Here is a 26,027-nt window from a genome sequence, read left to right on the forward strand (position 1 = left end):
AAACAGGCGGACTCTGGTTCTCGCCGAGGCGGGGCGAAGCAATCGCTTTAGTGAGTTGCGGGCAACAGAACGCCATTCTCGACATCCATGCTAAATGCTTTGCCAAAGCCGGCGACATATTGGCCGCGCAAAGGCGTCAGCGCCAGTAAATGAAAATCCGCGAGTGCGCGTAAAACCGCGACTGTTTCGCCGAACCGCTGTTGCAGCTTATCTAACAACTGGGTATATGCTGCGTGGCGTTTGTCGATTTCTTCGACAGTACATTCTAATACCAGCCGGCGTCTGGCAAACGGGTTGACCGCTTCGGCCTCGGGTTCGATAAACATGATGGATGCTTGACGTTGGCGCAGCATATTGCCGGTATGCCGGGCCAATTGGCTGACATAAATGTAAAAAGTGTTTTGGTAATCCAGAAACGGCGCATAACTTACTTCGGCTGTTCCGAGCTCGGAACTGCTGGCGATTATCAGGCTTTGGCTGTTGGCAATTAAAGTCCGGTAATCGGCGGCTAGCGGTTCGGAACTCATGGTGTTGTGGTAGCAGTCAGTTGCGCGTGGCGGAAGCAATCGACGGTGTGATCGTTGACCATGCCCACCGCCTGCATATAAGCATAGCAGATGGTTTTGCCGACGAATTTAAAGCCGCGTTTTTGCAGGTCTTTGCACATGCTGGCCGATTCCGGGGAATAGGCCGGTATTTGACTATGGCTCAGCCAACTATTTTGCCGGGTTTTGCCATCCACAAAGCGCCAAATGTACTGATCGAAACCGCCGAATTCCTGTTGTACCCGTAAAAAAGCCTGGGCGTTGCTTACCGCGGATTCAATTTTCAGGCGGTTCTTGACGATGCCGGGATTTTGCAGCAATGACGCCAGTTTTTTGTGATCGTAAGCGGCGACCTTAAGCGGATCAAAATGATCGAAAGCGGCGCGATAAGCCTCGCGTTTATCGAGAATGGTTCGCCAACTGAGGCCGGCTTGTGCGCCTTCCAGCACCAGAAACTCGAACAGCTTTTGCTCGTCGTGCAGCGGTACGCCCCATTCGTGATCGTGATAATGTTCTTCGTTGGTACTATTCAGCGCCCACACGCATTTGCCTGACATCAGTCTTTTTTCATCAGGTTTTTCAAATCGGCGAAAGGATTGAAGGTGGCGGCAGGCGCTTTGCCTTCTGAAGTAGCTTTGCCGCCGTAACGCACGTGCTCTTCAAAACGTTGATGTTCGTTGTCGTGGCAATACAGGCACAGCAACTCCCAATTGCTGCCGTCGGGCGGATTGTGGTCGTGATCGTGATTGATGTGGTGGACCGTCAATTCGCGCAGGTTTTTATGATCGAATTCTCTTGAGCAGCGTCCGCAAATCCAGGGATAGAGTTTTAAGGCTTGCTCGCGGTAGCCTTTTTCCCGCTCTTCCTTGTAGCGCCGGGCTTCGGCGACGATGTGATAGGCTTTGTTATCCGACATGAGGTCCTCCGTTTGTCAGCCGCCGGTGGCGTTCATGTGCCGCAAAATAACCGGCTGTTCGTGAATATTGAATTCGTGTTTTTCCGGTTTGATTTGCATGGCCTCGACGATGGCTTGTTTCAACATCGCTTTGTCGCCGGGGTGGTCTCTCACAACCTGTTTCAGATCCACCGAATGTTCGTTGCCCAAGCAGAGCAATAAACGGCCCTCGGCGGTCAGGCGCACCCTGTTGCAACTACCGCAGAAATTGGCGCTGTGCGGCGAGATAAAACCCACTTTACTAGCGCTGCCCGCCACCCGGTAATAAGCCGATGGCCCGCCGGTCGAGTCGGCGACGGCTTCCAGCGTAAAGCGCTGTTGCAAATCCTGCCTGATCAAATCGCTGGGATAAAAAGCGTCGCCGCGATGATGGTTGTCCACCGCACCCAGCGGCATTTCCTCGATAAAACTGATGTCTATGCCACGCACGACGGCAAACTGCACCAGATCGCAGACTTCCTGGTGGTTGCGGTTTTTCAGTATCACCGCGTTGAGTTTGATGCGCTGAAAGCCGGCGGTTCGGGCTTTTTCTATGCCTTTCAGCACTTGCTGCAAATCGCCGGTTCGGGTTAGCTCCCTGAATTTGACCGGGTCCAGGGTGTCCAGGCTGATGTTGATGCGTTTCACGCCAGCGGCTTTCAAGTCATCGGCCATTTCGGCCAGATGCGAGCCGTTGCTGGTCATTACCAGTTCATTCAAACCCGGTACGCGCCCCAAGTCTTGCATTAAGCCTAACGCACCTTTACGCACTAGCGGTTCGCCGCCGGTAATCCTGATTTTGCCGACACCTAGTTCGACGAAGGTTTCGCAGATAAAGCGGATTTCCTCTAGGCTAAGAATATGGCTGCGCGGCAGAAACGTCATGTCCTCGGCCATACAGTAAACGCAACGAAAATCGCAGCGGTCGGTAATCGATACCCGCAGGTAGTTGACCACTCTGCCAAAGCGGTCTATCAGTTGCAACGGTTTGCTAGGCGCCATTACATTCGAACAGAAAAAATAAAGGAAGAAAATAGTAACACAGCACCGCGCTGTGTTATTACCGCTTGCTAAAAGATCGGCGTTGAGCGGGTAAGTTCCTCTGACGGTTTTTTGCCTGACTATTGCTTGCCCAAGCGCCGCAGCAAAGCCAATACCGCCGCTTCTATCTGCGGCAAGGCCTCGCTCGGGTGCGCGTCTTCTATGTCGTCTACCTGCCAGTATTCCACTCGATCCACCCAGTCCGGAAAGCGGCTATGCAGCAAGGGTTTGTGCTCGGTTTGCTTCAAGGCAACGATATGTCGGGCTGATGTCAAATCTTGCTCGGTCAGCGCAATGGGCGCGCGGACGGGCTCGATGGGGATCTCCCGCAAAGCCAAGCCATGCCGGGTATGCGGCGAAATCGGCCCGGCATCGTCCTTAAGCAACTCGATGGCCAAGCCGCGCGAAAACGCCCGCCACGGCAGGGCATAACCTGGCGCATGATGATTGAATAAATACTCGGCAAACCGGCTGCGGTAGTAGTTGCCGGTGCAGAGGAATAGGACTTGGGAGTGAGTGTTTGTCATAAAACTCCTTTTGGCGAGGCTGTTTGCATGAGAGCAGGCAGTAAAGAATTTGTTTGAGTCATTATAATGGTGATACCGTATGTGGTATGTTTGAGATTGTACTGGATACCAATGTTCTGTTCGCCGGCTTGTATTCCGCTAACGGCGCATCCTTTAAATTGCTGGAGCTTTTAGCCGGTGGGCAGTTGGAAACAGCCATATCGACACCGCTTTTGTTCGAGTATGAGGACGTTTTGAAACGCAACCGTTCCATGCTGCAACTGACCGATGCTGAAGTAGACATAGTACTCGATAACTTGTGCGCGTTTAGCCGTCATCAAAAGGTGTACTTTTTATGGCGACCCTATTTGCCGGACCCGAAAGATGATTTAGTTTTGGAGTTGGCCGTTGCTGCCCGAGTAAACACCATTGTTACCCATAATTTAAAAGATTTTGCCCGTATCGAAAAATTCGGTGTCGAAGCCATTACGCCAAAAACCTTGCTGGAGCGTCTGCCATGAGTGCATTAAGTCTGAGATTGCCCGATTCCATACACCGCCACATCAAGGAACTGGCGAGTAAGGAAGGTGTATCGATCAATCAATTTATTGCCAGCGCCGTTGCCGAAAAAGTCTCGGCCATCGCCACCGAAGACTACCTGCAGGCCCGAGCCGAACGAGCCGACAAAGCCGCTTTCCAGGCCGTTTTGACCAAGGTGCCTAAACGTGAGCCGTTGGTGGGGGATGAGTTTTAGCGTTGGCGGGCAGCATAGGCAGATAGAGCTGTTTCTGTAGAAAATACTACGAGCTGGGGCTGATTGATTGGATCGATGACTTAAATCTGCTGAATGACTAAGCTTTTATACTTAGCTTAAGTTGACGGCATTCGTCTAGCGCTGATTTAACCCAACAATTCCGAGAGTCTTTACCCTTTATGAAGCAATTTCTAAATACGACCGTCAAGGCAGTCTTCGACGAGTATCCTCCGGAAATTCGCTGGAAAATGCTGGTGCTTCGCGAAGCGATCTTTGCTGTGGCGGCTAGCGAGGGTGTCGGACAACTTGAGGAAACTTTAAAGTGGGGCGAGCCTGCTTACATAACCGCCGAAACCGGATGTGGCAGTACGATCAGAATGGCATGGAAGAAAGAGAAACCTAGCCAATACGCCATGTATTTCATCTGTACGACGAATTTGGTTGAAACCTTTCGGACGCTTTTTCCGCACCAGTTTAAATACGAAGGCAATCGGGCGATTGTCTTTCAAGAAACCGAAGACGTCGACATGGATAGCCTGTCAATTTGTATCGCTATGGCTTTGACCTATCATCGGAACAAGCGACGAAAGCAACCTTAGGTGCGGAGCTGGCTTCAGGTTTCTTCGCCAAGAGTATTTCAACTTGCCGTTAGCGAAGGTAGGTGTTGCCTTAGAAATCCACCAATCCGCGCCTCCAGCCAATACGCCGGCCTGAACCATCCTCCACTCACAAATCCCACATGCCCGCCGCCGGCGCACACTTCCAGTTGCACCTGGTCGGATAATTCCGCGGCGGTCGGCAATACTCGTTCGGTCATGAACGGATCGTCGTTAGCTTGCAAAATCAAAGTTGGGACGCGGATATGCTTTAAAAATTGCCTGGAACTGCTGCGCCGGTAGTAATCATGGGCGTCTTTAAAACCGTGCAGGCCGGCCACGACCTTGTCGTCGTATTGCCAGAAGGATTTGATGCCGGATAGATCGCCTAATTCTGCGATCCGTTCGGCTTGTTCGTGCTGGCCGATGCCTTGCAAATGCTTGAGCTTGACGCGCATGTACTGTTTCAGCTCGCGCAGCAGATAGTCGCGATAGAGTTTTGAGAAACCACGATCAAGCTTGTCGGCGCATTCGTTTAACAACAACGGCACGGATACCGCCACTGCCGCCGATAACCCAATCTTATCGCCTTGTTCACCCAGCCATTTTAATAACACGTTGCCGCCCAGGGAAAAACCTATCGCCGCCATAGCCCGGTCCAGAAAACGCTGGCGTAAGGTTTGGTAAAAAAACTCGATATCCTCGGTTTCGCCGGAGTGATAGCAGCGCGCCAGCCGGTTCATTTCCCCGCTGCACCCGCGAAAATTCAGCGCCACGCTGGCAAAGCCGGCTGCCAGCAAACTGTGTTGCAAGCCCTGGATATAACCGGAACGGCTGCTGCCGGCCAGACCATGCAACAGAATCACCAGCGGTCGGTCGCCGTTATCCACCCAATCGATGTCCAGAAAGTCGCCGTCAGGCGTGTCCAACCGTTCGCGGCGGATGCCGGCCGGTGGCGAGATACTCCGCAATAACGCCGGGTAGATCGTCTGCAAATGCGGGCTATTCAGCCACCAGGCCGGGCGGAAGGCGTTGTGCATGGTTGTGGACCTGCTTTATAGTAGTGGTTGGGCGATGGTTTGAAAGAGGAATATACCTTTTGTACCGCCAAACGCCAGCGCGCCTTTGCGGCGGATGTATAGCTCTTATCCGTCGGAGATTTTCCAAATTATTTCCAACCCAGTTTCCCTGTTCTTGATGAGTCGGCCCATTCCTATTGCCAAATCGCTGGCTAAAGCGGTCCCGCCTAGCCGGGCAAAAGCAGGTGCGGGGCGTAAGCCGGGTAAACCGCGCCGCAAAGCCAAATCTCTGCGCAAACCAAAGTGGTGGTTGATGGTTGTGGAAGGCTTGGCGCTGATGATCGCCGCAGTATTGGCGACGATGTTTGTACTCGGTTACTCGGCCAGTTGGCTATCCGGCCCCGGTTTTTTTACCAGTTTGCTGCCGTTCGCAATTGGCGTGGTGATCTTGATGTTGGCGGCGGCGGCGCTGTTGCTGGCTTGGTCGCGCTTGCGCGGCTGGCTGCATGGCCGATTGGATTATTTACCCGCCGCCTTGGCCGTGGTGCTGGCCGCTTCGATCGGTTGGTTTGTGATGCACGGTGGCTACACCCAAGTTTTTACGCATTTTCGCACCTTGGTCGGCGGCAAGCAGGAGGCTGAAAAAGTCACCCTGGCGCATCAAGTCTACGCGGCTTATCGGCGCCACGGCATAGGCGGGTTGCAAAAAATGATGATGCGCGCCGATGCCTTCAATCCGGCAATCGAGGATGCGGCCAAGGCTTTTGATGTCGATGTCAATTTGCTGCAAGGCATCGCCGCGACTGAGTCCTCGTTTATGCCACGCGACAGTTTTGATGGCGGCAAAGGCTTGTTTCAGATTACCGCCGTGCCCAAAGCCATTACCCGCGAGGCCGCCGACGAGCTGGATGTGGAGGAGTTGCAAGTCAACGATCCCAGGCATAACGCCTTTGTCGCCGCCGCTACCTTTAAACATTATCTGCAAGAAATGAACGGCGATTTGTTTTTAGGCCTGCTGGCTTACAACATTGGGCCGCGCAACGGCGGCTTGCGTTTTATCATGCAGCAATACGGCGCTACCGATTTTGTGACCATGCAACCCTACCTGCAAACCCTGCCGCGTGACTACCCGATCCGGGTATTGTCTTATGCCTTGGCTTTCAAGCTATATCAGAAGGACGGCAAGCTGCTGGCCTATGAAGAGGGCGATAACGCCATGCGGATTCAGCAGATGGGGATACCGGGGTTGTAGATTCGCTGCCTGGTTTTGGTCCCTACTGGGTAGCCCTTACAGTCAGGAAAATTTAACGATAATATCTTGCTGAATATGGCGCACCCGGTGATGGAGTTTGTCCGATTTAACCGGGATATGTCGCAATGGATCATGCTGGCGCATCACAAATTCCCGAATCGCCTCATCGTTCCAGCTCTGATGGTTGTCATGCACCATACGCAGTACAGCATTCAATTTATTGGCGGTGTAAATCACATCGTCTTCGTTATCGTCATAATCCGAGTGTATCAAATCTTTTATGGCGTACTTAACTTGAGCAAGGGCATTATTGGCATCGAATGATGTGGCCTGTCTCATGATTATTTCTCCGGTTTTCAGTTTGTGTTGGCGGCTACTATCTCCTCAGGTCCTTAAATTAAACTTAATAAATGACGATTGAGCGACATGCTGCCTACAGCATCGAGAAAATAGTCGATGGCAGGGAGTGGCGTGACGCTTTACAGCACGCTCGGTGTTCTTGTTGTTCCTGCGCTTTGAGACAAACTTGTGACACGGGTTGATGTGAGCTCAACAGAATTGGTAGATACCTGTCCGGTATTTCATCTTTTTTCCTGCTGGGACGCTCGAAAAAATCTTTCGACAAAAATAGCGACTCCCCGGTTTTTGACGTTTTTACACAGCCTGGACCTTAAGCCGTATTTGACAGAAATTGTTTGGTTGACTGGTGGTTGGCAAGCAGCAGGCGTTCGCTGGGTAACAAGAAAACGTGACATCCGTCTATATCGGGCTCTTGTCCTTTAAGAACAATAGATTTATCCTTTAAGAAAGAAGTTTTTCTTAAAGGATAAAGTATGAGCAACAAAGAACGCGGTGAGCAAATTCGACGCCAAATTATTAGGGACGTCAGGCATCATCCCATTGATATTGCAAAACATATTGCAACTATCTTCTCGATAAGCGTACAAGCAGTTAACAACCACATTAAACGCTTAGAAACCGAAGGCTGGTTAAACTCGAGTGGCACTGGTAAAGGAAAAAGATATTTTCTTGGCGACTTAAGACACTATAAGTCTCTATTTCCTCTGGCCGAAGGCTTCGCAGAGGACAGCGTCTGGCGAGATTATTACGCTTTCGTATTTGACGGTTTGCCTGAAAACATCGTCGACATATGCCATTACGGTTTTACCGAAATGGTCAATAACGTCATCGACCACTCGGGCGGAGAACAAGTTTATATATCCGTTGTACGGGACAAAGAAAAAATAGTCATCGCTGTCGTTGACGACGGCGAAGGTATTTTTAGGAAAATTAAACGGCTGTGCGATTTAAGTGACGAACGACAAGCCCTATTCGAGTTGTCCAAAGGCAAGCTGACCACCGATCCCGAGAATCATACCGGCGAAGGTATTTTCTTTACATCGAGAGTATTCGACGAGTTTGAAATCGAATCGTGTGGAATCAGGTTTAGTCACGACGACACATTCGATTTCGATGTTATTCTCGAGTCGTCTATTTCTTTTGATAAAGACGGTACGGTGGTCTATATGCTTATTAGGCGGGATTCAACCCGCCAGATTCAAGCGGTGTTCGACGACTATGCTGGACCAGACGAGTTTCAATTCAACAAAACCATCATTCCTGTGCGCTTAGCCCAATACGGTAATGAAAAACTTGTATCCAGGTCTCAAGCGAAACGATTACTGGCACGGGTAGAACGCTTTCATTACGTTATTTTTGACTTTGAGGGTGTATTGGCTATCGGCCAAGCTTTTGCCGATGAAATTTTCCGTGTCTATGCGCAAGCTCATCCAGAAATAACATTACTGCCCGACAACATGGAGCCCAACGTTGAAAAGATGGTTTCTAGGGCTATTGCATCGAGATAAGTCAATTAACCCGTAAGCCAAGCAGATACTATTACCCAAGTTAAGCGGAAATGACGTTGGGTTAGGGCATTTCAGAATCACATCAATAATTGCTACTGTGTCTTTTCAACATGGATTGTTTGTTTCGTGCGCATACTTGGGTTTGGGTATGTTTTCTTGACCTAACGCCGCCGCAGTCGGTTTGTAGATCGGTTTTGTGTTTCTCGCCAAGTTAGTTCTGCCCAAAAATAAGCTCGTTATGACATAAAGCTGCCGTTCCAAAATCAAACTCGTCCGGCAGGTATTGGCCGCTTGTCACCCAACACAAGTACAAGCATTCAAACCCGCAAGCAATTTTTTCTCCGCGTATGCGCGCATCATTTATGTCTACTGCCCAGCAGATAATCAAATCCCGGCCAGGTGACGCACCAGTTGCCGGAGCCTGGCTGGGTGTGATGTTGGTAATGCCAGGGTAAATGCTGTTTAGCCCAGTCAGGGTTGAGATGGGCTTTGCGGTGCAGAATGTAATAAAGCGTCAACGAGCCGTATAAACCCATCACGAAAATCGGCCAATACCAAAATAGCGGCAGATGCACCATGACAATGGCGGCCAATACCGCCAACTCCTTGGTTTGCGCATTCCAGGTCGATAAGTCCAAATGGCGATAGCCGGGATCCAGCATCTGGTGTTTAGCGCAGATCGCATGGTGTTCATACCAATGGTAGGCCCAAATGCTGCCTGGCTGTTTGCCAAAGCGATGCAAGATGAATTTGTGCAGCAGCCATTCGCCCAGATTGGCGTACAGAATGGCTAGTAAAAATTGTAGGCTCACTGAGATCATGGTTCGGCTGGGGCTAATGGTTTGTAGTGGGGATTATCTTCACCCGGTTTGCCGTGCTCGGCATAGTTGTTTTATTCCTGCTGCTTTGGTCGTGTACTTTTGGTTCCAGCTCTTACCATTTTCCAAATGGTGTTCCATTTTTAATCCGATTTTAATGACTTCTGCACCAGCAATTTCCAAAAGCTCTGCTAAAAATTAATACCATTATTTGATCGAGGCACGGAATTTAGCCGGCCAGTTTGCTGTAGATCGCTTTTTTCGATTTTTATCGGCGGATAGCTTCACAAAATCGACTTGCGTACAGTAGACCTATGTACTAGGCTATGCTACCGCTCAAGTGGGGGAGGAGAAATGGCTTCGTACCGGGGAGTGACCGGCGCGCTGTTGGCGTTGGAATCGTTCTTGACCAGCAGATTACCTGCCGAGCTGAGCAGCGAGCCCACCAATGCCCAAGCAAAATTGCTGGGTAGCGCCGATATTGCCAATATCCTCACCGGCAATCTGCTGGGTATTTACCTGCATCGCATCACCATCGATCCGCACGGCCGGCAGCGCACCTTTGCGCCGCGCGGTTCCGACCAAAACGCCCCGCAAGCCGAACTGCCGGTCAATCTGCATTTCCTGTTAATCGCCAACGCTGCCAGCGCCACCATCGAAGCCGATCTTTTGAGTTGGGCCATGGTCGAGCTCGCCAACGAATGTCAGCTCGACATCTCGCATATTCAAGACATCGACGACGAATGGGGCCAGGCGGAAGTGCTGAATATCGCCCCGGACGAGATGAGCACTGAAGATTTGATGCGCATCTGGGACGTGTTCAAATCGCCTTACACCAGCACCGTACCCTATGTCGCCCGCACCGTGCGCTTGCGGCTGCGTCGGCCGCGTACGGAAGGTCCGCCGGTTTCGACGCGGGTATTTCCGGGAGGCACGGTATGAAAGCCGTCAAGGTTCTGGAAACCAATATCCTCTACGCCAGCGACGTGATCTATTGGCTGGACGGCAGCAGCGCCCCGCAGCAAGCCGATATGCGGCGGCTCAGTGACGCCGTTGTGTTGCAACTCGATACCCGCCCCGCCGATCTGCAATTTTTACACACGCCAGGCAAAACAGCCTTGTGGCGGCGCTCGGCAGGCAAAACGGTGCAAGGCGCGCCCAGCGAGGCGGATAAGCTGCGCCCGGCTGAAGCGGCATACACCATCGCCGGTTCGGTGGCGGATAGTCAAAGCCGCTATATCCCGCGCCGTTTTGCAGTTCAAGCCGGCAATGCCGCCGGGCACAGCTTGGTGCTTTATCCGACCCCTTTCGGTACCAAGCTCGGCCGCGGCGGTGGTTTGCGCGGCACGCTAAGGTTTACCGGCAGTAATGCACCGGCCGTCTGGGCATTGCTGACGCTGACGGTCAATCTGGGCGTCGGCGGCAATTTGATCTGCCGTGCCCAAGCCGACGCCAATGGCGATTTCATTATCGCGATGCATCGCCTGCCGCCCTTGCCGGAAGGCGTAACCGAATACAACGCGACACTGAGCATTGCGGCCTCGGCTGCGGCCAGCGCTGCGCTACCGGTCGACCCGGCCGACTTGCAGCCGATGTTGCTCGGCGCTATTAACGCTAACAGTTTTGCCGCCGCACTGGCCCTGACCTTGGTGCCGGGCGATTTGAGTTTAATCCGGTCCTTTAATCGGGATCATTTTGCCGTTCAACCCAATTGAGTCATCCATGAGTTGAGTTCGTCCTTTAAACGCTGGTCCACATAAAAATTAAGGAGGGGAGCATGCCTGAATATCTTGCACCGGGTGTGTTTGTAGAAGAAGTTAGCTTTCGCGCCAAATCGATCGAAGGGGTGGGGACCAGCGTCACGGCGGTGGTCGGTCCTACCCGTTTCGGGCCGTTGCGGGGCAATCCCGAGGTAGTGACTAGCTTTGGCGAATTCACCCGCATCTACGGCGACATCCAAAATCTGACGCTGGCCGGCGCATCGGTGCTTAACCATACTGCGATTGCCGCGAAAGCCTTTTTCGACGGCGGCGGCAAACAACTCTATGTGTCGCGGGTCGGCAATTTTCCGCAAAACGCGCCGGGCATATCAACGCGGTCCGTGCCGAATGTGTTGAGTTTCAGCAGCCGCTTTCCCGGAGCGATGGGCGATTTCACGCTGGAACTCCTGTGGCGCGATAGCGAAAATCTGTTAAAGACCGAGGCTACCTCGGCGCCCGCCGAAGGCGAGGTGGTGTTTTTGAATGCCACCGGCCTGACCAATGCGGTGCGCTCGGCCGGTATCGCCGCGCAATTCCCCGACGAACGCTTTCCTTTAAATGTCCGTGCCCTGGTGCGCCGCGAAGGCGATCATTTCGTCATCGTCAATAACCGCTGCGAACTGGATACCGCCGACGATGTCGCAGCGGGCGGTACCGCCTTGCGTCCCAACGGCCAAGCCGACGGCAGTCAGGGCGTATTGATGACGGCCGGTTTGGTAAACGGTCCGGGCGTTGCAGTCAGCTACACACGGGTGTTTGCGAAAAACCCCAGCAGCGGGTCCTTGGCTAACGGTACGTCGGCGGTCTTGACCCTGAGCGCGGAAACCAACTTGTCGGTGTATACCGGCGCGGCGCATTGGGGCACCCTGACTGCGCTGCGCGGCACGTTAAATGCGGCCGGCAGCGAGTTTGTGGTGGACGGCGGCGGTTTGAATGTGGGCGTCAATGCCGACATCACCTTGCCGTTGGCGGCTTTGGCTGCTGCACCGAATACGGTGCGGGCGGTGGTGGTGCAGCGCAACTTCGATATTGCCGTACATGCCGGCGGCCGTGACGGCCCGGTAATTTACAGTTACGGCGACATTTCCAGCGCCCCCGATGCAAAAAACAGCCTCAGCGCCATAATGCCCGTGACGCCGGACAAGCGTTACGACCAATTGACCAGTCCGGTCAGTTGCACCCTCAGCCCCGGTATCAGCGGCGCCGATGTGGTGGCAGCCTTGTACAGCTTGTTCGAGTCGGATGGCTTAAATCCCGGCCCCATGTCGGTTCAAGGTCCGCGTTATTTGATTAATCTGTCCGGTGGCAGCGACGGCAACGTGCCCGGCGCCGTGCAATACGGCGGTGTGGAAGACGAGGTCAACGGCAGCAGCGGTTTCGTGGCCTTGGAAAATATCGAGGATGTGTCCATCGTGATGACTCCGGCAGCGGCGGCTGACGCCACTAATCATCAAGCCATCGTCGCCGAGGTGCAAAAACACTGTCTAAAAATGCGTTACCGGGTCGGCATCGTCGATAGCCGCGACGGCATGGCGCTGTCGGAAGTGCGCGAGTTTCGTTCCAACTTCGACGATTCCAGGCTGGCGCTTTATTACCCCTGGGTGGTCATCGCCGATCCGCGCGGCCTGCTCAGCACTATCACCGTGCCACCGTCCGGCTTTATTGCCGGCGTCTACGCCAATACCGACGTGCAGCGCGGCGTGCACAAGCCGCCGGCCAACGAACCGGTGATCGGCGCTTTGCGCTTTGCTCAGGAAATCAACCGCTTCCAGCAGGAATTGCTGAATCCCAACGGCATCAACTGTTTGCGCTCGTTTCCAGGACGCGGGCATCGGGTATGGGGCGGTCGCACCTTGTCCAGCGATCCGGAATGGAAATACGTCAACGTCCGCCGTTACTTTTTGTACCTGGAGCGTTCCATCGACAAATCCACACAATGGGCGGTGTTCGAACCGAACGGCGAGCGCTTGTGGGACAACATTCGCCAGACCGTGGAAAGCTTTTTATACAACGAGTGGGTCAACGGCCGACTGTTGGGTGGTAGCGCCAAAACCGCTTATTTCGTGCGTTGCGACCGTAGCACGATGACCCAAAACGATCTGGACAACGGCCGCTTGGTTTGCGAAATCGGCGTGGCGGCCTTGAAGCCGGCCGAATTTGTGATTTTCCGTATCGGCCAAAAAACCGCCGACGCCTGAACCCTGGACTGGAGATAAACCATGGCTACATATCGCGAAACACCCTATGGGGTGTTCAATTATCTGGTCAACCTGGGCGACGGCAGCGAAGGCGAAGTGCAGGGCGGCTTTTCGGAAGTGTCGGGTTTGAATGCGGAAGTGACGGTGGCGGAATACCGTAACGGCAACGACGCGGTCAATTACGTGCGCAAGATTCCGGCCATCAACAAAGCCGGCGATGTGACGCTGAAGCGTGGTGTGATTGGTGCGGACAACATTTACAGTTGGCTGGAGCAAATTCGCGGCGGCGATGTGACCGCCAAACGCGATGTGGTGATCAAGCTTAAAAACGAAGACCCCACTAGCGCCAGCGCCGTGGTCACCTGGAAACTGGTCAGGGCCATGCCGATCAAATGGACCGGGCCGACGCTAACAGCCAAGGGCGGCAGCGATGTGGCTATGGAAGAACTGGTGCTCTCCGTCGAAACCATCATCCAAAGCTAAGCGGAGCGACAGCGGATGGAATGGCTAGCGGGAGCGCGCATCGCCTTGACTCCGAGGCCGGTTGAACGCCGGATTGCGGCGTTGGAGGCGGCCATGCTTGGGCATTGTCCAGGTCGGGTCCGGCTTGAGCGCCTGCTGCAATTGCCGGCAGCACTGGCGGACATGCGCGCGGTCGGATACGGTAAGACAGTCGATGACTTGCTGTTGGGCGCTGCCAGCGAGCTTTACCATCTACCGATACCCTTGCAGTCCAGCGCCGAATTTCACGATATTTTCCCGGATGCGCTTAGCGCCACCACCCAATATGTCAGCCTGCTGGCTGGTAATAAAGCCTGGCTGGGCCTGGCGGTTGACGATTTTTTTGCCAACGGCGGCGAAAAACTCTGGGTGGTGCGGATACCCGAAAGCACCGGGCAAGCCGGTTTCCTGCCTGCCGACAACACGCAATTGCACGATGTTACTACTCTTCAGGGCTTGGCTTGTGTGCTGGTCATTCCGGCCTTGGGCGTCGTCGGTTTTCCGGATTTGGAACGGCTGCAAATACCGCCGCGTCTGCCGGATATTCCCAGGGTACGTCTGGAAAACAACGACCCGCAGTTTCTGCCTTGCACGCAAAATACCGATGACGATCACCGCGAACGCCGGTACAGCAGCGAATTAAGCGATATGCCGCCGCCTTGGCAATTGCCGCAGGTGTTGCGCGGCATGCTGCAATTCGTCAGTAGCCATCGGCCCGATCTGCAATGTCTGTTTACCTTGCCGCTGGCCTATTCCGGCGAGCTGGACAGCCCGGTGCTCGACCCGGCGGCGTTGAGCGCACTGGCCGGGTATCAAGGCAATCCGGATACCGCGCAAGCATTGCGCTATGTGCAGTTTTTGTTCCCCTACTTGCGCGGGCCGCGTTTTGCCTTGCATAGTCCGGTAGGATTGATCGCCGGGCAGCAGGCGGCGGTGGCCCGTCGCGACGGCCCTTGGCGCTCGATGGCGGCCAAGCCCTTAAACACTGATGCCTTGCCCTATCCGCGTTTGTCCATCGCCCAAACGATGGGCTTGCGCGATAAACCCGGCATCAGTGTGCTCAACTACCGCAACGCAGTTAGCGGCGGCGCGCAACTTAGCCTTGATGACGAGCGTCTGGTGGTGCCGGCCTTGCCGGTCGCCGATTATCCGTTCGACCGCCAGCGTTACGATGGTTTTCGCTCGGCGGAAGTGATGCGTTTCCTGGGTTTTTTGCGCCGGCAATTGCAGGCCTTGGGCGAGCAATTGATCTTTAATCTGGATTATCGCGATCCCCGCCCGCGTTTGCTACTGGAACAGTTTTTCCGCCGCTTGTACAGCCAGGGCGCCTTGCGCGGTGCGTCCGCCGAGCAAGCCTTTTCGATTCGCGAATCGACGCCGCAGGAAGGCGCGATGCTTTACGAAATCATGCTGGCCCCGGCGTTTCCGATAGACAGGCTGTTTCTGACCTTTGCCAATCTCAACGGCGAGTGGCGCTCGGAGGTGGTCGATGGCTGAAGTCAGCGAATTCGTCGCCTTTCGCTTCAAGGTCAATCTGTACAACAGTGATCAGAGCAGCTTGTTGTGCAGCGGTTACTTCAGCGAAGTGACCGGCTTCGAAGCGACGATGGAACCTAAGGTCATCAACGAGGGCGGCCACAATTGGGGCGAGCATCACCGCTCCGGGCCGACCAAATTCGCGCCGATTATTTTGAAACGCGGCGTTACCGACATCAACGATTTATGGTCCTGGTTCGACATCACCACCCGTCTGGCCAACTACGGCTACCGGCTGAGCGGCGAGATCATCGCGTTCGGCAATCCCAGCGTCAGCGGCGGCAACGTCACCGATAACGCGGTGTTGGTCTGGAAGCTCAGCGGCGTGCTGCCGACCAAATTCAAAGGCCCGGATTTGTCGGCCACCGCCAGCCAGGTAGCCATCGAAGAATTGCAGCTGGTGCATCAAGGCCTGGAATTGCAGCGGCCGGCGTCTGCCGGCACCCAAGGCAGGGGGGCGGCATGATAGCCATCGAACGCGGCAAACTGATTCCGGTCAACGGCGACAACGATAGTCCTGATTTGGATAACGCCATTGACGTGCAATTCAACCCGTCCAGCCTGAAAGTCAGCCTGTCTAACACCTTGAAAGAAAACGCCCGCAACGGCAACAGCCGCTCGGCGCAGTTCGTCGATAAAAGCTCGTCCAATCTGACTATAGAGTTGATTTTTGATACCACGTATATCGAAGCGCCCGGCGGCGCGGGCCAGGGTAGCGGGCAGACGGCCAGCAGTGCCGGCAGCAACAGCAGCGCCAAGAAAGCCATCGAGCAGGGTTCGGATGTGCGTTTGGAGACCAAAAAAATTGCCGATACTTTTATCAAGCCAATAGAAGACGGCAAAAAAATGAAAGCGCCCAAACGCTGCTTGTTTCAATGGGGCGCGTTCGAGTTTTTGGGTTTGGTGCAAAGCTTTGACGAAACTCTGGATTTCTTTTCCCCGGAAGGCCGGCCGTTGCGGGCTACTGTGTCCTTAAAGCTCAGCGAGGACCGCTACCAATTCCGTAACCGCGCTGTCGAACAAGCCGCCCGCAATACGCCCAGCCTGAGTTCCACCGGTGCCGGGCCGCAAGGCGGTTCCGGGCAAACGGCCGCGCCGGTGCCGGGCACTAGTGGCGAAGGCGCGGGCAATTGGCGCGATACCTCGCTGTTTAACGGCATAGAGTCGCCCAGAATGCCGTCGCTATCGGTGGTGGCGGTGCCTAGCCTGAGCTTGAGTGCTTCGGTAGGGATTAGCGGCGGCGTGGGATTTGGGGTAAGTGCCGGTGTCAACATCAGCGGCGGTATCAGCGCCAATGTTTCGGCAAGCTTGTCAGCCTCGGTGAATGTTGGTGCTGGTTCAGTCAATAGTGCAGGGGGGGCAAAAGCGGCACTACCAGCGGCGCCATCGCCAAGTCCGGCGTTTAAATTCGGCAACTCCGCCAGCCTGGGCACCGGCATCGAAGGTGCGTTTAACCCGGCTGGGAAAAAGGGCAGTCTGAATGCAGCCAACATTCAGACAGGCAGTGTGCCGCTAAGATTCGATACTGCGCAAACCTGGATTGGTGGCGTGCAAAACGGACAAGCGGTAACTGCGGCGACCGGTGGGAGACCCTTATCAACAGCCGCAGCTAACCAAGCCGGTTCGGCAACTGTGACTCGCAAAAGCAGTGGCGTATCGGTAAGCAGTTTATTAAAAGCTGCCGCCGACAGTGGCGTTGGTTTCGATTGAGTGGGAATTACAAATGCCGGTATTGATAGACGAAGTGATATTGGACGTGCAAGACGGCGTCACCGAAGCCGCCGAGCAACAACCGGCCGCGCAGCAGACGCCGTTGTCGCCGGCGGAAATCGAGTTGACGCAAATGCTGGAATTGATCAGGCAGCGGCAGGAGCGGTTGAGGATTGATTGAATAGATGTGGGTGAGTGAGAGATTTGGTAATGAAGTTTTATATACCCTCACCCTAGCCCTCTCCCGGAGGGAGAGGGGATGTGTCGAAGGGTTTTAGGAGGCTTTGAGTGGTGGAAGGGTTTCCTTCCCGTATGCCGCGCCGAGCACCGGAGCTTTTGAACGGATCCGCCCGTAGGGGCGCCGCATGGATGCGGCGCGTTGCCGAAGGGGCAGGAGCCCCTTTCGGCAACCCCGTTCAAAAGCTTCGGAGCGCAGGGAATAAGCGGCATCCGGGTCGCCTTTTCTTTGGATACTTTCTTTTGGCGACGCAAAAGAAAGTATCGCGGTTGTCGGTCCGCGAACCGACATTAGAAAAACCGTCGCGATAGCGACACATAATAATTAAACGACAATAAACAAGAACAACACTATGCCCGATTCCGCCTTCACCAGCTCCCGCCCGACGATCAAAATCGACGGCGAACAACGCGAAGACCTGCAACAGGCCTTGCTGGCGATGCAGGTCAATCTGCCCTTGCACGGCTGCGCGCATGCCGAATTGCAGTTGTCCAATTGGGGTAGACCGGAAGGCGGGCAAGACCCCGACTTTACTTTGAACGACATAGCCTTGGGTGCCGGCGTGGAAATCGAAATGGGCAGCGACACTCCGCAAAATCTGTTCAGCGGCGAGATTACCGCCATTGAAGAAAGCTACGGCGAAGGCGCGCCCAACATCGCGCTGCTATTACAAGACAAATTGCATAGGCTGGCCCGCAGCCGGCATAACCGCAGCTTTGAAGATCAAAGCCCGGACGAACTAGTGCAAGCCATCGCCGGCGAGGCGGGCCTGCAAACCGATGCGTCACTGTCCGGCATCACCGCCACCTGGCATCAACTCAACGAAAGTGATTTGGCCTTTCTGCTGCGCATCGGCAATCGCTTTGACATAGCCGTGCGCTTGGCAGGCAATACCTTACGGGCCAAGGCCGAAGAAGCCGATCCCAACCCGGTCGAGCTCAGCGCCCAGGACAGCGCCCTGAAAGTGCGCTTAATCGCCGATTTGAATCATCAACCGCTCAGCAGCCAAGTCAATGGCTATAACCTAGCTAGCGCCGACCCGGTGGATTTTACGGCCGACGCAATGACGCCGGCGCCCACCGGCACCAGCGCGGCGGCGGCTTTAGGCAATCTGAGCTGGCCCGGCCCGGAAATCGTCCCGCAGCCCTTTCCCGGCACCAGCAGCGAAGCCGAAGCCTATGCCAAGGCCGCATTCAAACGCCAAGCCAAACGCTTTATTCAAGGTGAAATTGTTTGCCAAGGCGAAGCGACTTTAAAACCTGGCCGGGAGATCGAGTTGGACGGCGTGTCGCCGCGCCTGAAAGGCCGCTACCAGATTGTGCATTGCGTGCACCGCTTCGATAACAACAGCGGCTTCGAGACACACCTGAAAGTCAACAAAGGCGGGTGGCAGTCATGAACAGTCACGCCTTGGGTAATCTGCACAGTTTGCAACTTGGGCAAGTCACTGATAACGCGGACCCGGACAGCCGTGGCCGCATCAAGGTGCGTTTGCTGGCGACGCAAATGGAATTATGGGCCAGCGTCGTCGCACCGTCAGCCGGCCAGGGTTATGGCGCCAGTTTTGTGCCGCGCTTGGAAGAAATTGTGGTGCTGGCTTTCATCACCCCGGAAATGCCGTTGGTGCTGGGCAGCGTCTGGGCCGGTAGCGGCAGCGCGCCGGCAGAGGCCGATCCGCAGGAAGATCATTATGTAATCCGCACCCCGCAGGAAACCGTGTTGGATTTCGACGACGGCAATGGCCCGAAAGTGGAGTTGCGTACCCGCTCCGGTTACAAGATTTCGATAGACGAAGCCGGTGGCGGGGAAATCGTTATCGAGCGCGCCGACCAAAGCGTCACCCTTAATAACTCAGGCATTGCAGTGCGCAGCAGCGGCAGCGTCACGGTCGATGCCAGTACGGTGACCATTAACGCCAGCATGGTGACGGTGAATGCCAGTATGTCCAAGTTCAGCGGTGTGGTGCAAGCCGACACAGTGATCGCCACTTCAGTGGTGGGCAGTTCCTACACGCCGGGCGCCGGCAACATTTGGTAAGGGATTATGAAAACCGAACAAGTTCTGCATCCCATTAAATTGAAACCGCCGTTTTATCAAGAGGGCGGACAATGCGGCTTGCATCGTTATCTGGATGCGGAGTTTATCAACCGCTTCAAGCAGGACATGCAGCGCCGCCAGTTCGATTTGCCGCAGTTTAGCGCCTGGCAGCAGGAGGAGCGTCATAGCCGCTACGGCCAGCAGCCTGTTTTACGACTACCGCTGCATCGGGCGTTTCATATCGTCAGTTGCGAAGTGGTTTGCGACCGCTTCGGCGAGCCGGCGCTGGATCCGCAAAAAATCAGCTCGGCCGGTTTCGTGATTCGCCGGCTCAGCGGTGGCCGTGAGCAGGCCTGGATGCTGGAAGACGGCGAGGCGTTGGGGTGGCAAGACGCCCCCAGCGAACTGCGCGACCCGGATTTGCATCGCCGCTTGTGCGCCAACGGCGTGCTGCATAAACGCGACGAGCAGGCGGCCTATAGTGGCGAGGAAGTGCACCCCTTGCATGTATTAAAAACCAGCGATGCCAAGCGTAAAACCCACACACTGTTGTTCGGCTATTTGCCGCTGGGTGGTTTTTATTATCTGCGCGATGCCAGTCAGGCGTTCGATAGTACTGACCAAGCGCAAACCGCCAGCGTCGCCGCGGCGATGTTGCCTTGGCCGTTCGGTTATCGGCAACCGCTGAATCAAACCTGGCTAAGCGAATACAGCAAACCGTTGGCGCAAGGCCTAGCCAGCAAAGCTTTTTTTGAATTGCTGAGAATATTGGTCAACCGTTATCACCTCGGCGAAGCCGGCATTGCCGAGAACACCGCGCTGGAAAACCAATGCCAGCAGTTGTGGCTGTACGACGAAGCTAAACTGCCGGCGGGTTTGCAAGGCCAAGCCTATACCGAAACCAGCCTGGGCTTGTTTACGCCATATCGGCAACAAACCTTGTTTAGCTATCTGCAAGCCTGCTTTGCGATGGGTGGCGATAACCCGTTGGTGCGCTGGTTGATTCAACAAGAACAAGCGATAGACGCGGTGGGCGGGCTGGACAAACTGGCGGCATTACCGGCCTTGCCGAATGCCAATGGCGTCGGCAACCTGAGTTTGACTTTGTTGCTGCTGGCCGCCGATGCCCAGGAAATCCGCGTGCTGTTGGGGCAACGCCTTAGCGACCAAGCACTGAGTAAGGTCAAGGAAATCCCCTTGCCAAAATTCGCGCAAAATGCCGGCGATGTTTATCAAGTAGTGGCTTTTGTGCGCGCCAAAAACCAGCTCGGCCAGGAACAGATTCAATGGGCCAATGCAGACACCCGCAGCATACCGTTTCGGGTCGCCGCGCCCTTCGATCCGGACGCCAGCCGGCCGGCGTTGATTCAGATGCCGTCGCTGGCCGATCTGCGTCGTGGTCTGGCCAAGGGCGCGGCGATGATCACGCCCGCCGATACCTTCGATTTAATGAACAAACTGAAATTGAATAAGGGCGCCAGCGAAGACACGGTCAAAGACACGTCCGGCCCGGACTTTGGGATTCAATGGATTTGTTCGTTTAGCTTGCCGGTGATTACGCTGGTGGCGATGATCTTGTTGATGATCATGATCTCGCTGCTGAATATCGTGTTTTTCTGGCTGCCGTGGGTACGGATTTGCCTGCCGTTTCCAAAAATCAAGGGAGATTAAGCATGCGCACGCCGGTACCCGAGATTTTGAGTTGGCCGCTGGGCAATATCGATGCCGACGGCCGCTTGAGCTGGACCCGCGACGATCAGAGTATCCGCGAGGTGATGTTGAATATCCTGCTGACTCGGCCCGGCGAACGCTTGCAACGCCCGACTTTTGGTGCCGGTTTATTAAACTTCGTGCATCAACCCAATAACGAAACCACCCGCCATCTGATTGCCGGCGTGGTGCGTAAATCGCTGGAGACCTGGGAGCCTAGAGTGGAAATCGACGAAGTGCAAGTGCAGGCCAGTCCGGCCAGCGTCGCCGATGTGCATATCAATATCCGCTACCGGCTGCGTAACAGTCAGCGCCCGGCGGAACTGGGATTCACGCTAAACCTGAGCCTGCCGGCTTGAGGCTGCAAGAGAGGCCGTTATGCCATTACCGGTACCGAATTTAGACGACAGACGCTTCGAGGATTTGGTTGCCGAGGCCAAGGCCCGGCTGGCCAGCCATTTGCCGGAACTGGCGCAGATTGCCCCCGGCGACCCGCTCAACAGCTTTGTGGATTTATTCGCCTGGCTAACCGAAACCATTTTGTACCGCGCCAACTTAATTCCGGAACGGCAGCGCCGGGTGTTTTTAAATTTATTGCAAATTCCGGTGCGCGCCGCTAGGCCGGCCAAGGGCATAGTCTGCGTCGATGCCGGACCGACCAGCGTGTTGCCGGCGGCATTATTGGCGGACGGCAGCCAACTGCGGGCCGGAAAACAGATTTTGACGGCGGTCGGCGAATTGCAACCCACCTGCCTGAGCTTACAAGTGTTGATCAAACAGAAGTTGGAGGCTGCCGATCTGGCCGCGCTGGGTTTGACCTTGCAGGATTTGCAGGAACAGTACGGATTGCGCAACGGCCAACGTCCCGAGCCGTTTCAACCGCGCCGCTTCCAGCCGGTTAAGGAAGTGCTGGATCTGACCGGCAGTCTGGATCGCAGCTTTTACCTGGCCTGCATCGCCCCCAGGCAGCTGGAGGGCCAGATTGCCTTGCTGCGCAGCCATCTGGCCGGCGTGGCCTTCAATATCGGCATCGCGCCCGCCGACAATCTGGACGGCGACGCGATCAACGAACTGAATCCGCGCAAGCTGATTTGGGAGTTGGTTTCCACCGGCGAGGCCGGCGAAACGATTTATCTACCCTTGGATGTGCTGGCCGACAGCTCCAAAGGCGGCCGGCAAACCGGCGTGGTGCGCTTGCGCTTACCCAAAAATCCGGCGCTGTTTCAGGCGTTTGTACCGACCGATCCGATGTTCAGCGGTGTCGGCGATAGGCCGCCGGAATTGGCTGATCAAGTCGAAGCCGGCCGCGTGGCGTTTTGGTTGCGCTTGCGTTGCCCGGAACATCCCAACTTACAACTGGGCTACCTGGCGCTGAATGCCGTCGATGTGCTGGCCCAAGGCTTGAAACAGGATTTACTGGTGGGTATGGGTACCGGCCAGCCGGATCAGGTGGTGGTCTTGCCCAATCAAAATATCGATGCGGCGACCTTGCAACTGGATGTTGAGGAAAATGGTGCCTGGGTGCGTTGGCAACAGGTGGCTTTTCTTGCCGGTCAAGCCGCCGATGCCAGGGTGTATCGGCTCAATCCGCAGTCCGGTTACGTGTACTTTGGCGACGGCACGACCGGGCGACGGCCGCCGTCGGGTAGCCGGATTCGTATTGCGGCTTACTTATTTGGCGGCGGCAGCGCCGGTAATCTGCCCGCCGGGAGCATCAAGGAAGTGGTGAACGGCAGTTCGCGTTACAAGCTGCGTCACGAATGGCCGTTAAGCGGCGGCATTGATGCGGAAACGGTCGAGCAGGCGGAAAAACGCATCCCACAATTTCTGACCCATCGCAACCGGGCGGTGACGCAACAGGATTTCAAAATCATCACCGAAGCCAATCCCGTCAATCCGGTGGCCCGCGCCGAAGTGTTGGTGGGTTTTCTGCCCGGTGCCAGCATTCGTGCGGCGCGCGACGACGTGCCGGGAGTGGTCAGCGTATTCGTGCTGCCGCCGGCCGAACCGGCTGTGGGTCACACGCCCAAGCCCAACCAGGGCTTGTTGAAAGACGTGTTTGCCTATCTATTGCAGCGGACCATGGTCGGCACCGAATTGTATGTGTTAAGCCCGGAGTTCGTGCCGATTGCCGTCAGTGTGAAAGTGCAGGTGCGCGACATCGAAACCGAGCAACAAACCCTGCGCGACGTGCAGCAGACGCTGCTGGAATACCTGTGGCCGCTGGCACCCGGTGGCGCGCGCGGTGCCGGGTGGCCCTTGGGCGGCGCGGTGCGCGCCAACGAATTATTGACCCAGGCGGCGCGGGTGGCCGGGGTGCAGGCCGTGAATGCCTTGAGCCTGTTTCAACGCGGTAGCCAGGGTTGGCGACGTTTGCCCGCCGATGAGCCGGTCAACTTGACTAAATACCAGTTGCCCGAGCTGCTGGGTGTGCGCGCCGACAGCGGTTCCGGCACACCGGCCTTGCCGGACGGCATCGGCTTGCTGGAAGGCCAAACCCCGGACGATAGTTTGGGTGTCGCGGTACCGGTGATACCGGACATTTGTTGAGGGCGAGCGATGGACGTCAACAACACCCCGTATTTTTTAATGAAAGGCCAAGCCGATTTCGAACAGGGTTCCAGTCATTTGAACTGGAATGCCGGTTTACAGGCGCTGAAGCTGGCGCAAAATCAGGTTTTGCGCTTGCCGGCCGCCGATCCGGCGGCGGCTTTGCTGGCGTGGCAGAACAGCGTGCCGCTGGCCTTGGACAGTTTTAATCAGATCGGTCGTTTGAGTGCCGACGGTGCGCGTGTCGAATTTAACAGCGGCCGTGGTTATCTAAGCTTGCAGGACAATGAATTGCAGGATGTTGTCGCGCCACAGGGCCGCTTTACCGACATGGCGTTCGCGTCGGTCGCGGCCGGCGGCAAGCCGGGCTTCGGCCAACCGGCCGGTGACGGCAGATTGGCTTTGCCGTTCAGTGACGGTATCAATCAGCATGGTTTGCTGCTGTTTCATCTGGCTCGCCGTTGGCAAACCTTTTGTACATGGGGCAATGCGGAGGGTGAGGATGCTGCGTCGCAAATGCCGCTAAGGGCGTGTGTCGACGGCGAGCAGCGAATCTGGCTAATCAGCAATTCCGGTTTGATGTTATGCAGTGGTGAACCTTTGCCCTTGCCGTACACGCCGCAACCGGTGCGCTTCGAACCCGAGCAGGCCAATCCGCACCCCCTACGCCGCATCTGGCAGCAAGCCTTGCCTGATGGGCTGCAAGCGCTGGCGCTATGTTGCGATTTACAGCAGATTTTTATCTTGTGCCACGACGGTATCGGGGCGCAGGCCATAGTGACGCGGCCTCTATCGGCATTGGCCGATGAGCCATTCAAAATCTACGCCTGCCCGGCCGAGTTGCCGTTTGCTATCGACCTGGCGCTGGCGGCCGATTCCTCTTTACCCGACAGCGGCCGGCTGGCGGCTTTGGTGCCGCGCGCGGCGGATGATGCGAAATTCACGCAACGCGATTGCCCGGTGTTGACGCTGCATTGGGATAGTGAAACCAACACCGGCCAGGCCCGCTTGCTCCTCGAGCGATATCCAATGCTGTCGCAAGCCGTGCCGCGTTTTGTCAGCAGCGCCGACGGCCAGTTGCGTTATCAAGCCGAGGCCGATGCGGATTTTCCGGCGATAGCTCCGCGCCCCAGAGAATTGCATGCCTTGCGCCGACCGCAGTTTTTTCTGGAAGGCACGGCCTTATTGCATGAGTTGGATTCCGGCCAAGTCGATACCCAATGGCACCGACTGTATCTGGACGCCTGCATCCCGCCGGGCTGCGATATTCAGATTGCGGTGCGGGTATTTGCCAGCCGGCAGGCGGTGCGGCCCAAGCCCATCGAGCAACCCGCGCCGTTGTGGAACCCGTTGCCGTCCGAACTGCCGTTCGCGGCAAGCCTGGCCGGCCAGCAAGCCGGCACTAGCGGTTTATTCGAGATTTTGTTGCAACAGCCTTCCGGTCGGGTGCGGCAGTTGCGCGGGCGCTATCTGCAAATTCAAGTGACTTTGCGCGGCGACGGCCGGCAAAGTCCGGCCTTGCACGCCATCAGAGTCTATTACCCGCGCTTTTCCTACCAGGAAGCTTATTTTCCGGAATTTTACCGGCAGGAACTCAGTTACGACCCGGTGCAAGCCATCGGTCCGGCCAATGGCGCCGATGTGCGCGAGCGTTTGCTGGCAGCCTTCGAAGGGGTATTGACCCCGCTGGAAGGCCGGATTGCTGCCAGCGAGCAATTGCTGGCGCCCGAGGCAACGCCTGCCGCTAACTTGCCTTGGTTGGCCGAGGCCGTAGGTGGTCAGCTGCCGAGCCACTGGCCGGAAGCCCGGCAGCGGCGCTGGCTACGGGACCTGACCTTGATGCAACAATACAAGGGTACGCTGGCGGCCTTGAATCTGGCTTTGGACATCGTCAGTGACGGCGGTGTGCAGCGCGGCGAAATTGTGGTTTTAGAGAATTTCCGCTTGCGGCGGACCATGGCGACGATCTTGGGCATAGACATGGACGACGGCGATCACCCCTTAACTCTGGGCACCGGCATGAGCGGCAACAGCATCGTCGGCGACAGCTTGATTCTGTCGGAAAGCGATGCCCGGCAATTTCTGGCTTTGTTCGCCCCGGAGCTCGCGACCGCCGACGAAGCGGCCCAGGTCAAAGCGTTTTTTGCAGAATACGCGCACCAGGTCAGCATCTTGCTGCACGGGCGGGCGGTGAGTTTGCGGACTGCTGTGGAAGACATTTTGACGGAACAGCTACCGGCGCACCTGCAATACCGGATCATCGAAACCGAACATCCCTTCGTGCTGGGCATCGCGCCGCTGCTAGGCATGGATACCTTCATCGAAACCGTGCCGCCGTTCCGCCGCGTGACGCTGGACGACACTTATCTGGGCCACGAGGGGATTTTGAAAAACCCGGCGGCATTTTCACCGGAGGACATCAATGCACAGGCTTAGCGGTTTTCCTGGGTTGGT

The 26,027-nt window shown here is 55.8% G+C and carries 27 protein-coding genes; 19 read left to right on the forward strand and 8 right to left on the reverse strand.

The window, feature by feature from the left end:
- Nucleotides 1-47: 47 nt before the first annotated feature.
- From DDY07_RS21895 to DDY07_RS21915, 5 genes are all read right to left on the reverse strand, one after another.
- Nucleotides 48-527: a HugZ family protein gene (locus tag DDY07_RS21895; protein WP_171697430.1), complete on the reverse strand. Its 480-nt coding sequence runs from the start codon at nucleotides 525-527 to the stop codon at nucleotides 48-50.
- Nucleotides 524-1,102 (reverse strand): DNA-3-methyladenine glycosylase I, encoded by a 579-nt coding sequence (locus tag DDY07_RS21900; RefSeq protein WP_171697431.1) that lies wholly within the window; start codon nucleotides 1,100-1,102, stop codon nucleotides 524-526. The genes DDY07_RS21895 and DDY07_RS21900 overlap by 4 nt, the downstream gene beginning before the upstream one ends.
- Nucleotides 1,102-1,461 (reverse strand): YajD family HNH nuclease, encoded by a 360-nt coding sequence (locus DDY07_RS21905; protein ID WP_033157754.1) that lies wholly within the window; start codon nucleotides 1,459-1,461, stop codon nucleotides 1,102-1,104. The genes DDY07_RS21900 and DDY07_RS21905 overlap by 1 nt, the downstream gene beginning before the upstream one ends.
- Before the next feature lie 15 nt (nucleotides 1,462-1,476).
- Entirely contained in the window at nucleotides 1,477-2,481 is a 1,005-nt protein-coding gene (gene moaA / locus DDY07_RS21910; RefSeq protein ID WP_171697432.1) for a GTP 3',8-cyclase MoaA, read from the reverse strand.
- 119 nt (nucleotides 2,482-2,600) lie between these two features.
- The gene (locus tag DDY07_RS21915; RefSeq protein ID WP_171697433.1) at nucleotides 2,601-3,047 is read right to left on the reverse strand and encodes a low molecular weight phosphatase family protein; all 447 of its coding nucleotides are present in this window, start codon (nucleotides 3,045-3,047) and stop codon (nucleotides 2,601-2,603) included.
- Between the two features lie 86 nt (nucleotides 3,048-3,133).
- On the opposite strand from DDY07_RS21915, the gene DDY07_RS21920 reads away from it, so the two are divergent.
- The 3 genes from DDY07_RS21920 (at nucleotide 3,134) to DDY07_RS21930 (ending at nucleotide 4,379) form a co-directional block, all read left to right on the forward strand.
- The gene (locus tag DDY07_RS21920; RefSeq protein WP_171697434.1) at nucleotides 3,134-3,547 is read left to right on the forward strand and encodes a putative toxin-antitoxin system toxin component, PIN family; all 414 of its coding nucleotides are present in this window, start codon (nucleotides 3,134-3,136) and stop codon (nucleotides 3,545-3,547) included.
- A complete protein-coding gene (locus DDY07_RS21925) occupies nucleotides 3,544-3,780 on the forward strand; it encodes a toxin-antitoxin system HicB family antitoxin (protein ID WP_171697435.1) in 237 nt (78 codons plus the stop codon). Before DDY07_RS21920 ends, DDY07_RS21925 begins: the two co-directional genes overlap by 4 nt.
- A gap of 179 nt (nucleotides 3,781-3,959) precedes the next feature.
- Nucleotides 3,960-4,379 carry a DUF1801 domain-containing protein gene (locus DDY07_RS21930; RefSeq protein WP_171697436.1) on the forward strand — a complete coding sequence of 140 codons (420 nt, stop codon included), beginning with the start codon at nucleotides 3,960-3,962 and terminating at the stop codon, nucleotides 4,377-4,379.
- Between the two features lie 38 nt (nucleotides 4,380-4,417).
- On the opposite strand, the gene DDY07_RS21935 is transcribed toward DDY07_RS21930, so the two are convergent.
- A complete protein-coding gene (locus DDY07_RS21935; protein ID WP_171697437.1) occupies nucleotides 4,418-5,416 on the reverse strand; it encodes a hydrolase in 999 nt (332 codons plus the stop codon).
- 157 nt (nucleotides 5,417-5,573) lie between these two features.
- On the opposite strand from DDY07_RS21935, the gene DDY07_RS21940 reads away from it, so the two are divergent.
- On the forward strand, nucleotides 5,574-6,647 hold the full coding sequence (locus DDY07_RS21940) for a transglycosylase SLT domain-containing protein (protein ID WP_171697438.1): 1,074 nt from the start codon (nucleotides 5,574-5,576) through the stop codon (nucleotides 6,645-6,647).
- A 42-nt stretch (nucleotides 6,648-6,689) separates the two neighbouring features.
- Here the strand turns inward: DDY07_RS21940 and DDY07_RS21945 are convergent, their stop codons facing one another.
- Complete coding sequence (locus DDY07_RS21945) at nucleotides 6,690-6,986, reverse strand: hypothetical protein (protein WP_171697439.1); 297 nt, start codon at nucleotides 6,984-6,986, stop codon at nucleotides 6,690-6,692.
- Between the two features lie 494 nt (nucleotides 6,987-7,480).
- On the opposite strand from DDY07_RS21945, the gene DDY07_RS21950 reads away from it, so the two are divergent.
- Nucleotides 7,481-8,515 carry a DUF4325 domain-containing protein gene (locus tag DDY07_RS21950; RefSeq protein ID WP_171697440.1) on the forward strand — a complete coding sequence of 345 codons (1,035 nt, stop codon included), beginning with the start codon at nucleotides 7,481-7,483 and terminating at the stop codon, nucleotides 8,513-8,515.
- Between the two features lie 356 nt (nucleotides 8,516-8,871).
- Here the strand turns inward: DDY07_RS21950 and DDY07_RS21955 are convergent, their stop codons facing one another.
- Nucleotides 8,872-9,336, reverse strand: coding sequence for a hypothetical protein (locus DDY07_RS21955; RefSeq protein ID WP_171697441.1), 465 nt, complete (start codon nucleotides 9,334-9,336; stop codon nucleotides 8,872-8,874).
- Nucleotides 9,337-9,687: 351 nt separating this feature from the next.
- On the opposite strand from DDY07_RS21955, the gene DDY07_RS21960 reads away from it, so the two are divergent.
- The 14 genes from DDY07_RS21960 to DDY07_RS22025 all read left to right on the forward strand — a co-directional run bounded on the left by DDY07_RS21960 (nucleotide 9,688) and on the right by DDY07_RS22025 (nucleotide 26,009).
- Nucleotides 9,688-10,275 (forward strand): DUF4255 domain-containing protein, encoded by a 588-nt coding sequence (locus DDY07_RS21960; protein WP_171697442.1) that lies wholly within the window; start codon nucleotides 9,688-9,690, stop codon nucleotides 10,273-10,275.
- Entirely contained in the window at nucleotides 10,272-11,048 is a 777-nt protein-coding gene (locus DDY07_RS21965; protein WP_171697443.1) for a carboxypeptidase regulatory-like domain-containing protein, read from the forward strand. The genes DDY07_RS21960 and DDY07_RS21965 overlap by 4 nt, the downstream gene beginning before the upstream one ends.
- A gap of 62 nt (nucleotides 11,049-11,110) precedes the next feature.
- Nucleotides 11,111-13,291, forward strand: coding sequence for a phage tail sheath subtilisin-like domain-containing protein (locus DDY07_RS21970; protein WP_171697444.1), 2,181 nt, complete (start codon nucleotides 11,111-11,113; stop codon nucleotides 13,289-13,291).
- A gap of 21 nt (nucleotides 13,292-13,312) precedes the next feature.
- Entirely contained in the window at nucleotides 13,313-13,774 is a 462-nt protein-coding gene (locus tag DDY07_RS21975) for a phage tail protein (protein ID WP_033157779.1), read from the forward strand.
- 15 nt (nucleotides 13,775-13,789) lie between these two features.
- The gene (locus DDY07_RS21980; RefSeq protein WP_171697445.1) at nucleotides 13,790-15,289 is read left to right on the forward strand and encodes a hypothetical protein; all 1,500 of its coding nucleotides are present in this window, start codon (nucleotides 13,790-13,792) and stop codon (nucleotides 15,287-15,289) included.
- Nucleotides 15,282-15,794, forward strand: a complete 513-nt coding sequence (locus DDY07_RS21985) for a phage tail protein (protein ID WP_171697446.1) — start codon at nucleotides 15,282-15,284, stop codon at nucleotides 15,792-15,794. The genes DDY07_RS21980 and DDY07_RS21985 overlap by 8 nt, the downstream gene beginning before the upstream one ends.
- On the forward strand, nucleotides 15,791-17,038 hold the full coding sequence (locus tag DDY07_RS21990) for a hypothetical protein (protein WP_171697447.1): 1,248 nt from the start codon (nucleotides 15,791-15,793) through the stop codon (nucleotides 17,036-17,038). Before DDY07_RS21985 ends, DDY07_RS21990 begins: the two co-directional genes overlap by 4 nt.
- 13 nt (nucleotides 17,039-17,051) lie before the next feature.
- Entirely contained in the window at nucleotides 17,052-17,219 is a 168-nt protein-coding gene (locus tag DDY07_RS21995; RefSeq protein ID WP_171697448.1) for a hypothetical protein, read from the forward strand.
- 409 nt (nucleotides 17,220-17,628) lie between these two features.
- The gene (locus tag DDY07_RS22000) at nucleotides 17,629-18,675 is read left to right on the forward strand and encodes a phage late control D family protein (protein ID WP_171697449.1); all 1,047 of its coding nucleotides are present in this window, start codon (nucleotides 17,629-17,631) and stop codon (nucleotides 18,673-18,675) included.
- The gene (locus tag DDY07_RS22005; protein WP_171697450.1) at nucleotides 18,672-19,313 is read left to right on the forward strand and encodes a phage baseplate assembly protein V; all 642 of its coding nucleotides are present in this window, start codon (nucleotides 18,672-18,674) and stop codon (nucleotides 19,311-19,313) included. Before DDY07_RS22000 ends, DDY07_RS22005 begins: the two co-directional genes overlap by 4 nt.
- A gap of 6 nt (nucleotides 19,314-19,319) precedes the next feature.
- Nucleotides 19,320-20,984, forward strand: coding sequence for a hypothetical protein (locus DDY07_RS22010; RefSeq protein ID WP_171697451.1), 1,665 nt, complete (start codon nucleotides 19,320-19,322; stop codon nucleotides 20,982-20,984).
- A gap of 2 nt (nucleotides 20,985-20,986) precedes the next feature.
- Nucleotides 20,987-21,382: a GPW/gp25 family protein gene (locus tag DDY07_RS22015; RefSeq protein WP_033157785.1), complete on the forward strand. Its 396-nt coding sequence runs from the start codon at nucleotides 20,987-20,989 to the stop codon at nucleotides 21,380-21,382.
- Between the two features lie 19 nt (nucleotides 21,383-21,401).
- Nucleotides 21,402-23,573 carry a putative baseplate assembly protein gene (locus tag DDY07_RS22020; protein WP_171697452.1) on the forward strand — a complete coding sequence of 724 codons (2,172 nt, stop codon included), beginning with the start codon at nucleotides 21,402-21,404 and terminating at the stop codon, nucleotides 23,571-23,573.
- Nucleotides 23,574-23,582: 9 nt separating this feature from the next.
- Entirely contained in the window at nucleotides 23,583-26,009 is a 2,427-nt protein-coding gene (locus DDY07_RS22025; RefSeq protein ID WP_171697453.1) for a phage tail protein, read from the forward strand.
- Nucleotides 26,010-26,027 lie beyond the last annotated feature (18 nt).

This window comes from Methylomonas sp. ZR1, assembly GCF_013141865.1.
Lineage (GTDB): Bacteria > Pseudomonadota > Gammaproteobacteria > Methylococcales > Methylomonadaceae > Methylomonas.

Coding starts and splice junctions, on each gene's coding strand:
- DDY07_RS21940 (WP_171697438.1), top strand. CDS start 5,574: ATGAGTCGGCCCATTCCTATTGCCAAATCGCTGGCTAAAGCGGTCCCG.
- DDY07_RS21935 (WP_171697437.1), bottom strand. CDS start 5,416: ATGCACAACGCCTTCCGCCCGGCCTGGTGGCTGAATAGCCCGCATTTG.
- DDY07_RS21900 (WP_171697431.1), bottom strand. CDS start 1,102: ATGTCAGGCAAATGCGTGTGGGCGCTGAATAGTACCAACGAAGAACAT.
- DDY07_RS21990 (WP_171697447.1), top strand. CDS start 15,791: ATGATAGCCATCGAACGCGGCAAACTGATTCCGGTCAACGGCGACAAC.
- DDY07_RS21905 (WP_033157754.1), bottom strand. CDS start 1,461: ATGTCGGATAACAAAGCCTATCACATCGTCGCCGAAGCCCGGCGCTAC.
- DDY07_RS21950 (WP_171697440.1), top strand. CDS start 7,481: ATGAGCAACAAAGAACGCGGTGAGCAAATTCGACGCCAAATTATTAGG.
- DDY07_RS21925 (WP_171697435.1), top strand. CDS start 3,544: ATGAGTGCATTAAGTCTGAGATTGCCCGATTCCATACACCGCCACATC.
- DDY07_RS21920 (WP_171697434.1), top strand. CDS start 3,134: ATGTTTGAGATTGTACTGGATACCAATGTTCTGTTCGCCGGCTTGTAT.
- DDY07_RS21915 (WP_171697433.1), bottom strand. CDS start 3,047: ATGACAAACACTCACTCCCAAGTCCTATTCCTCTGCACCGGCAACTAC.
- DDY07_RS22005 (WP_171697450.1), top strand. CDS start 18,672: ATGAACAGTCACGCCTTGGGTAATCTGCACAGTTTGCAACTTGGGCAA.
- DDY07_RS22010 (WP_171697451.1), top strand. CDS start 19,320: ATGAAAACCGAACAAGTTCTGCATCCCATTAAATTGAAACCGCCGTTT.
- DDY07_RS21895 (WP_171697430.1), bottom strand. CDS start 527: ATGAGTTCCGAACCGCTAGCCGCCGATTACCGGACTTTAATTGCCAAC.
- DDY07_RS21975 (WP_033157779.1), top strand. CDS start 13,313: ATGGCTACATATCGCGAAACACCCTATGGGGTGTTCAATTATCTGGTC.
- DDY07_RS21955 (WP_171697441.1), bottom strand. CDS start 9,336: ATGATCTCAGTGAGCCTACAATTTTTACTAGCCATTCTGTACGCCAAT.
- DDY07_RS21970 (WP_171697444.1), top strand. CDS start 11,111: ATGCCTGAATATCTTGCACCGGGTGTGTTTGTAGAAGAAGTTAGCTTT.
- DDY07_RS22015 (WP_033157785.1), top strand. CDS start 20,987: ATGCGCACGCCGGTACCCGAGATTTTGAGTTGGCCGCTGGGCAATATC.
- DDY07_RS21965 (WP_171697443.1), top strand. CDS start 10,272: ATGAAAGCCGTCAAGGTTCTGGAAACCAATATCCTCTACGCCAGCGAC.
- DDY07_RS22000 (WP_171697449.1), top strand. CDS start 17,629: ATGCCCGATTCCGCCTTCACCAGCTCCCGCCCGACGATCAAAATCGAC.
- DDY07_RS21995 (WP_171697448.1), top strand. CDS start 17,052: ATGCCGGTATTGATAGACGAAGTGATATTGGACGTGCAAGACGGCGTC.
- DDY07_RS21985 (WP_171697446.1), top strand. CDS start 15,282: ATGGCTGAAGTCAGCGAATTCGTCGCCTTTCGCTTCAAGGTCAATCTG.
- DDY07_RS21945 (WP_171697439.1), bottom strand. CDS start 6,986: ATGAGACAGGCCACATCATTCGATGCCAATAATGCCCTTGCTCAAGTT.
- DDY07_RS22020 (WP_171697452.1), top strand. CDS start 21,402: ATGCCATTACCGGTACCGAATTTAGACGACAGACGCTTCGAGGATTTG.
- DDY07_RS21930 (WP_171697436.1), top strand. CDS start 3,960: ATGAAGCAATTTCTAAATACGACCGTCAAGGCAGTCTTCGACGAGTAT.
- DDY07_RS21980 (WP_171697445.1), top strand. CDS start 13,790: ATGGAATGGCTAGCGGGAGCGCGCATCGCCTTGACTCCGAGGCCGGTT.
- moaA (WP_171697432.1), bottom strand. CDS start 2,481: ATGGCGCCTAGCAAACCGTTGCAACTGATAGACCGCTTTGGCAGAGTG.
- DDY07_RS21960 (WP_171697442.1), top strand. CDS start 9,688: ATGGCTTCGTACCGGGGAGTGACCGGCGCGCTGTTGGCGTTGGAATCG.
- DDY07_RS22025 (WP_171697453.1), top strand. CDS start 23,583: ATGGACGTCAACAACACCCCGTATTTTTTAATGAAAGGCCAAGCCGAT.